General features: G+C 61.8%; 5 protein-coding genes. 4 read left to right on the top strand and 1 reads right to left on the bottom strand.

Annotation, left to right across the window (positions count from 1 at the left end; genetic code table 11):
* Nucleotides 1–112 precede the first annotated feature (112 nt).
* A complete protein-coding gene (locus tag WMO24_RS00200; RefSeq protein WP_349213996.1) occupies nt 113–631 on the bottom strand; it encodes a nitroreductase family protein in 519 nt (172 codons plus the stop codon).
* Between the two features lie 140 nt (nt 632–771).
* Here WMO24_RS00200 and WMO24_RS00195 point away from each other — a divergent pair, with 140 nt between their 5' ends.
* From WMO24_RS00195 to lacZ, 4 genes are all read left to right on the top strand, one after another.
* Nucleotides 772–1,392, top strand: coding sequence for a TetR/AcrR family transcriptional regulator (locus tag WMO24_RS00195; RefSeq protein WP_349213995.1), 621 nt, complete (start codon nt 772–774; stop codon nt 1,390–1,392).
* Entirely contained in the window at nt 1,389–2,276 is an 888-nt protein-coding gene (locus tag WMO24_RS00190) for an ABC transporter ATP-binding protein (protein WP_349213993.1), read from the top strand. The genes WMO24_RS00195 and WMO24_RS00190 overlap by 4 nt, the downstream gene beginning before the upstream one ends.
* On the top strand, nt 2,273–3,070 hold the full coding sequence (locus tag WMO24_RS00185; RefSeq protein WP_349213991.1) for an ABC transporter permease: 798 nt from the start codon (nt 2,273–2,275) through the stop codon (nt 3,068–3,070). Before WMO24_RS00190 ends, WMO24_RS00185 begins: the two co-directional genes overlap by 4 nt.
* 167 nt (nt 3,071–3,237) lie before the next feature.
* Nucleotides 3,238–6,222 (top strand): beta-galactosidase, LacZ type, encoded by a 2,985-nt coding sequence (gene lacZ, locus WMO24_RS00180; protein WP_349213989.1) that lies wholly within the window; start codon nt 3,238–3,240, stop codon nt 6,220–6,222.
* Nucleotides 6,223–6,277 lie beyond the last annotated feature (55 nt).

Here is a 6,277-nt window from a genome sequence, read left to right as displayed (position 1 = left end):
GCGGTCCTGCAAGCAAATTGCTTGCAGGACCGCTTTCTGCGTTTCATGCGTCAAAATTTCGGGGCTTCACCGCCGTTTTCTTATGTCACCCCGGCTTTATCCTGCCGTTTTTTCACCACTGCTCTTCGTGCCACAGGGAAAGATCCACCCGGGTCTCGGGCTGCTGGGGCTGCCCGTCCGGATGGCCCACCGCCACCATGCCCGCCACGCGGATGTGGTCCGGCAGATGGAACATCTCGCGGACCAGCGGCTCCAGATCGCTGCCCTCGCACACGCCCAGCCAGACCGCGCCCAGGCCCATGTCATGGGCGGCCAGCAAAATGTTCTGGATGGCCGCGCTGCAGCCGTTCAGGTGCATTTCCGGCACGATTTTTTCCCCTTTGTTCATGTCTGCGCACACCAGAATGCCGGTGCCCGCCTGGGGCAGCATTTTCCACCAGCGCCCCTTTTCGGCAAGATCTGCCAGGGTCTCCGGGCGGGTGACCGTCACAAACTCCCACGGGCGCCGGTCGTGGGCGCTGGGCGCGTACATGGCCGCCTCCAGCAGGGTCTGCAGCTGTGAACGGGAAATGGGCTCCCCCGTGAATTTGCGCACGCTTCTGCGGGTGCGGATCGCTTCCATTGTCTCCATGCAAAAGACCTCCCACGTTTTTTCTTTTATGATAGCCCTTCCGGCCGCGCCGCGTCAACCGGGGCAAAAAAAGTTTTCGGCGGGGGCTTGTCCCGGTCAGTCAATCCTCTATAATAAGGTTAGAAACGGAGGCGGGGACCATGAAACCGGCTTTTGAACATCTGCCCCGGGAAAAACAGCTGCGCATTTTGAACGCCGCCATGAAGGTTTTTGCGCGCAACGACTACCGGCACGCCTCCACCGACGACATTGCGGCGCAGGCGGGCATTCCCAAGGGGCTTCTGTTTTACTACTTTCACAACAAAAAACAGCTGTACCTGTTCTGCTACGACCAGGCGGTGCGCCTGGTGGACCGGCAGCTGAAAGCCATGCAGGCCGCCGGGCAGACCGATTTTTTTGAGCTGCTGCTTCTGGGCGGGCAGGCAAAGGTGGCTTTGATGGAGCAATGCCCCTGGCTGCTGGAATTCTCCCTGCGCGCCTTTGAAAGCCGGGACGAGGAGATCTCCCGCAGGATTCAGAACACGCTGGCGCTGGATTTGAAAAGCGCGCAGACGGATTTTTTCACCGGCGTGGACTTTTCCAGGTTCCGGCCCGAGGTGGACCCCCAAGAGATCCTGCGCATGATCACCTGGATGACGGCGGGCTATCTGGATGAAAAGCGGCGCACCGGCACCCCGGTGGAGCCGGTGCGGGTCATGGAAGAGTTTTCCCGATGGCTGGAACACTTCCGCAAAATTTCATACAAAGAGGAGTTTTTATGAGCGATCTGATTCAAGTGGAGCACCTCACCAAGGACTACGGAAAGGGCCGCGGAGTCTTTGACGTAAGCTTTGGGGTCAGCGCCGGCGAGGCCTTTGGATTTCTGGGGCCCAACGGCGCCGGAAAAACCACCACCATGCGCCATCTGATGGGCTTTGTCCGGCCGGACAGCGGCCGGGTGCGCATTGCCGGGATGGACTGCTTTGCCGACGCGCGCCGCGTGCAGGAAAAGGTGGGCTATCTCCCCGGGGAACTGTCTCTGGCGGGGGACATGACCGGCGACGGCTTTCTGCGCTTTGTGGCCAGCATGAAGCACGTGCGGGACAGCGCCCGCTGCCGCGCGCTGTGCGACCGGTTCGAAGTGGACCGCAAAAACCGCATTCGCAAAATGAGCAAGGGCCAAAAGCAGAAAATCGGGCTGGTGTGCACCTTTCTGGGCGACCCGGAAGTGTATCTGCTGGACGAGCCCACCAGCGGACTGGACCCGCTGATGCAGGGCCGTTTTCTGGAACTGCTGGAAGAGGAAAAGGCCCGGGGCAAGACCATCCTTCTGTCCAGCCATCTGTTTGAAGAAGTGGAGCGGGTGTGCACCCGCACAGCCATGCTGCGGGCGGGCCGCATTGCCGCCATCGAGCAGGTGCAGGCGCTGCGGGGCGCCCAGAACCGGGTGTTCACCCTGCGCTTTGAAACCGAAAAAGCCGCGCTTCTGTTTGCGGACGGCCTGACCGGTGCGGCCCGGAATGGCTGCGTGGTGACCGCCTGTGTGCAGGGCAGTGTGGACAGCTTTTTGAAGCGGGCCGCCTGCTACCCGGTGGCGGACCTGCAGGCCCGCAGCCAGACCCTGGAAGAGCGGTTTCTGCACTATTACGGAGGTGAGGAGCAATGAGCCTGACGCTGTTTCGCCGCGAGGTGCGCGCCCACTGGGTGCTGGCGCTGGTGTTTGCGGCGGTGATGACCCTGTACGGAAGTATGATCGTGAGCATGTTCGACCCCAAGCTGGGCGAGAGCCTGGCCATGATGGCCGAGAGCATGCCCCAGATTTTCGCCGCCTTCAACATGACGGACCCGGGCGCCACGCTGACCGAGTTTCTGGCCAACTATCTGTACGGGTTTCTGTTTATCGTGCTGCCCATGGTGGCCATTCTGATTCTGGCGGCCGGTCTGGTGGCCGGGCATGTGGACAAGGGCTCCATGGCGTATCTGCTGGCCTCGCCCCACACCCGGGCGGGCATTGTGTGGACCCAGGCGGCGGTGCTGTTCAGCTTCACCCTGCTGCTGTGCGCCTGGGCCTTCGGGCTGTGCACCGCAGCGGCCCAGCTGATGTTTCCCGGCGAGCTGGACCTGGAGCACTTTGCCCTGTTGAACGTGGGACTGCTGGGGCTGCACGTGTTCTTCGGAGGGCTTGCCTTCCTGTGCTCGTGCCTGTTCAACGAGACCCGGCTGGCCGCGGGCATCGCGGCCGGTCTGTGCGTGTTGTTCGTGCTGATCCAGATGCTCAGCCAGGTGGGCGACACCTTTGACTGGCTGCGCTTGTGCACGCCCCTGACCCTGTTTGACACCGACGGTCTGCTGGCCGGAGACAGCGGAGCCATCGGGCGGCTGCTGATCCTGTACGGCTGGGGTTCGTCCATGTACTGTCTGGGCGCGGTGGCCTTCTCCCGGCGGGATCTTCCCCTGTGAGACACACTTCATCATTTTCCGCTCTTTTTTCTTCCAGCGCCTTGCAACAAAAGCCCATCTATGGTTTAATAAAGTTAACAAAAAAGAGACAGCGAGCCGCCCGCGGGTAACCGTGCGGGCGGCTCGCTGTAACCGATAAATCAAACGAAGAAGGAGCGTTTCTTTGTATGGACTTTGAGCTGAAATGGCTTGCGGACCCGGCTGTGTTCGCGGTAAACCGTCTGGAAGCACACTCTTCCCATCCCTTTGTAGACGTGCAGGGCGAGCCCTTTGAGGTCAGCCTGGACGGCGCCTGGAAATTTGCCTGGTCGCCCACGCCCGAATCAGCGCCGCGGGGCTTTTCCGCACTGAACTACAGTGTGGAAAAGTGGGATGAGATCGAAGTACCGGGCGCCATTCCCCTGCAGGGCGGCGGCCGCTGGGGCACGCCGCAGTACACCAACATCATGTATCCCTGGGACGGCACCGAAAAAATCGTGCCGGGCCAGATTCCCACCCGGTCCAATCCCACGGGCACCTATGTGCGGGAGTTCACCATTCCCGACGCCTGGACCAACTCCGTGCGGGTGCACTTCGACGGAGCGGACAGCGCTCTGGCCGTCTGGTGCAACGGAAAATTTGTGGGATACAGCGAGGGCAGTTTCACCCCCGCCTGCTTTGATCTGACCGACTTTGTGGACCCCGACGGCGTCAACCGGCTGGGCGTGCAGGTGTTCCGGTACTGCTCCGGCTCCTGGCTGGAAGACCAGGATTTCTGGCGCATGCCGGGCCTGTTCCGCAGTGTGACGCTGTACTCGGTACCCCACGTGCATGTGGACGATGTGTTTGCCACCCCCTACCTCAGCGACGATTTCTCCGTGGGCACCCTGGGTGTCTCCCTGAAGCTGGAGGGCAACCTGGGCGGCCGCATCGAGCTGGATTTCTGCGGCCTGGTGGAGGAAGCCCCCATTGAAAGCCATGAGGTGGAGATGACCGTCTCCATTGCCGAGCCTCACCTGTGGAGCGCGGAGGACCCCTATCTGTACCCCTACACTCTGCGTGTGTACGACGCGGCGGGCCGCCTGGTGGAGCAGATCCCCATGAACGCCGGATTCCGCAGGTTTGAAATGCGGGACGGCATCATGCTCATCAACGGAAAGCGCATCGTGTTCAAAGGCGTGAACCGCCACGAATGGGACTGCGGCGCAGGCCGTACCCTGACGCTGGAAGAGATGGAAGCCGACGTCATCCTGATGAAACAGAACAACATCAACGCCGTGCGCACCAGCCACTACCCCAACCGCACCGAATGGTACGACCTGTGCGATTTCTACGGGCTGTACGTGGTGGATGAGATGAACCTGGAGACCCACGGCACCTGGTGCAAACCGGACGGAGACCGTTTTGACGAAAACAGCCTGCCCGGCGAGCGCGAGGACTGGAAGCCCGCGGTGATGGACCGTGCCAAAGCCATGCTGGAGCGGGATAAAAACCATCCATCCATTCTGATCTGGAGCTGCGGCAACGAGTCCGGCGGCGGCTCGGTGCTGTACGACGTCAGCAACTATTTCCGCGAGAAGGACCCCTCCCGCCTGGTGCATTACGAAGGCGTGTTCCACAACCGCCGCTACAATTCCACCAGCGATATGGAGAGTCAGATGTACACCCCGGTGGAGGGGCTGAAAGATTTTCTGGCGGGCAATCCGGGCCATCCGCTGATCTGCTGCGAATACTCCCACGCCATGGGCAACTCCTGCGGCGGTCTGCGGGAATACACCGAGCTGGCCCGCCACGAGCGCAGCTACCAGGGCGGCTTTATCTGGGACTTCATCGACCAGGGCCTGCTGGCGCTGGCGCCGGACGGCACCGCTTACACGGCCTACGGCGGCGACTTCAGCGACCGCCCCTCGGATTTTGACTTCTGCTGCAACGGTCTTCTGTTTGCGGACCGCACCCCCTCGCCCAAACTGCAGGAAGTGAAAGCCTGCTATGCGGACTTTGAGATTCTGGTCTCCAAATACGATGTGACCATCCGCAACTATTCGCTGTTCACGGACCTGGCGGCCTACAACGTCCGCATTCAGCTGTACGCAGACGGCGTTTTGCGGGAGAGCCGCGAAGTCCATGCCGAGGCGCAGCCCGGCGGCTTTGCAGCCATGCCTCTGCCCTTTGTGGTGCCCACTGACCCGGGCGAGTACACCGTCACCGCCAGCGTCATTCTGCCCGAGGATACCGCCTGGGCCAAGGCGGACCACGTGGTGGCGCAGGGCCAGTTCATCACCCGCAACGAACAGCCTGTCTCCAGCTGCCTTCTGCCCGTGCGCGCAGTGGACGGCGACTACAATATGGGCGTTTTTGGCGAGCGGTTTGACCTTCTGTTCAGCCGCAAGCCCGGCGGCCTTATCTCCTACCGCCGCTGCGGCGCCGAACTGCTTTTGACCCAGCCGCAGCTCAGTTTCTGGCGCGCGCCCACCAGCAACGATCTGGGCTGCCAGATGCCTGCGGAATATGCCGTGTGGAAATGCGCGGGCACCTATGCGCGCATGGCCCAGTGCGGCATGTATTCCGACGCACTGACCGCCCGCATCGCAGCCATTTACAACCTGGCCACGCCCGAGCGCACCGCCGTGTCGGTTCTGTACAACATCACCGGTGACGGCCGCGTGGAAGTGACGCTGACCTGGAACGGCAAGAAGGAAGTCTGCGTGCCGGAATTCGGCATGGAATTTGTTCTGCCCTCCCGTTTTTCCGCGGTGCGCTATTACGGCATGGGCCCCGAAGAGAACTACTGCGACCGCTGCAGCGGCGCCATGCTGGGCATTTACGAGACCACCGCACAGCAGAATATGACGCCCTATGCGGTCCCGCAGGAGTGCGGAAACCGCACCGGCGTTCGCTGGGCCGAAGTGACCGACGAAAACGGCCTGGGCATGCGCTTTTCCAGCGAGGACGGCATGAACGTGAGCGTGCTGCCCTACACCCCCCACGAGGTGGAAAACGCCCGCCATGCGTACGAGCTGCCCCCTGTGACCAAAACCGTGGTGCGCTGCACCATGGGCCAGATGGGCGTGGGCGGCGACAACAGCTGGGGCGCCAAAACGCACCCCGAAGATCTGTGCCGTCTTGCGCCGGGCCAAACCTTCCGGTTTGTGTTCGAGGGCATCGGCGAATAAAAAACAAACGCGCGGGACCTGCGGGAGTCTTTCTCCATTATAATAGAGCCAGAGG

The sequence above is a fragment of the Ruthenibacterium intestinale genome (assembly GCF_040096265.1).
GTDB lineage: Bacteria > Bacillota > Clostridia > Oscillospirales > Ruminococcaceae > Ruthenibacterium > Ruthenibacterium komagatae.
This window is presented reverse-complemented; position numbering and strand designations above follow the sequence as displayed.

What these genes read in the sequence shown, in the direction of transcription:
- WMO24_RS00200 (WP_349213996.1), bottom strand. Translation starts at nt 631, where the DNA reads ATGGAGACAATGGAAGCGATCCGCACCCGCAGAAGCGTGCGCAAATTC.
- WMO24_RS00195 (WP_349213995.1), top strand. Translation starts at nt 772, where the DNA reads ATGAAACCGGCTTTTGAACATCTGCCCCGGGAAAAACAGCTGCGCATT.
- WMO24_RS00190 (WP_349213993.1), top strand. Translation starts at nt 1,389, where the DNA reads ATGAGCGATCTGATTCAAGTGGAGCACCTCACCAAGGACTACGGAAAG.
- WMO24_RS00185 (WP_349213991.1), top strand. Translation starts at nt 2,273, where the DNA reads ATGAGCCTGACGCTGTTTCGCCGCGAGGTGCGCGCCCACTGGGTGCTG.
- lacZ (WP_349213989.1), top strand. Translation starts at nt 3,238, where the DNA reads ATGGACTTTGAGCTGAAATGGCTTGCGGACCCGGCTGTGTTCGCGGTA.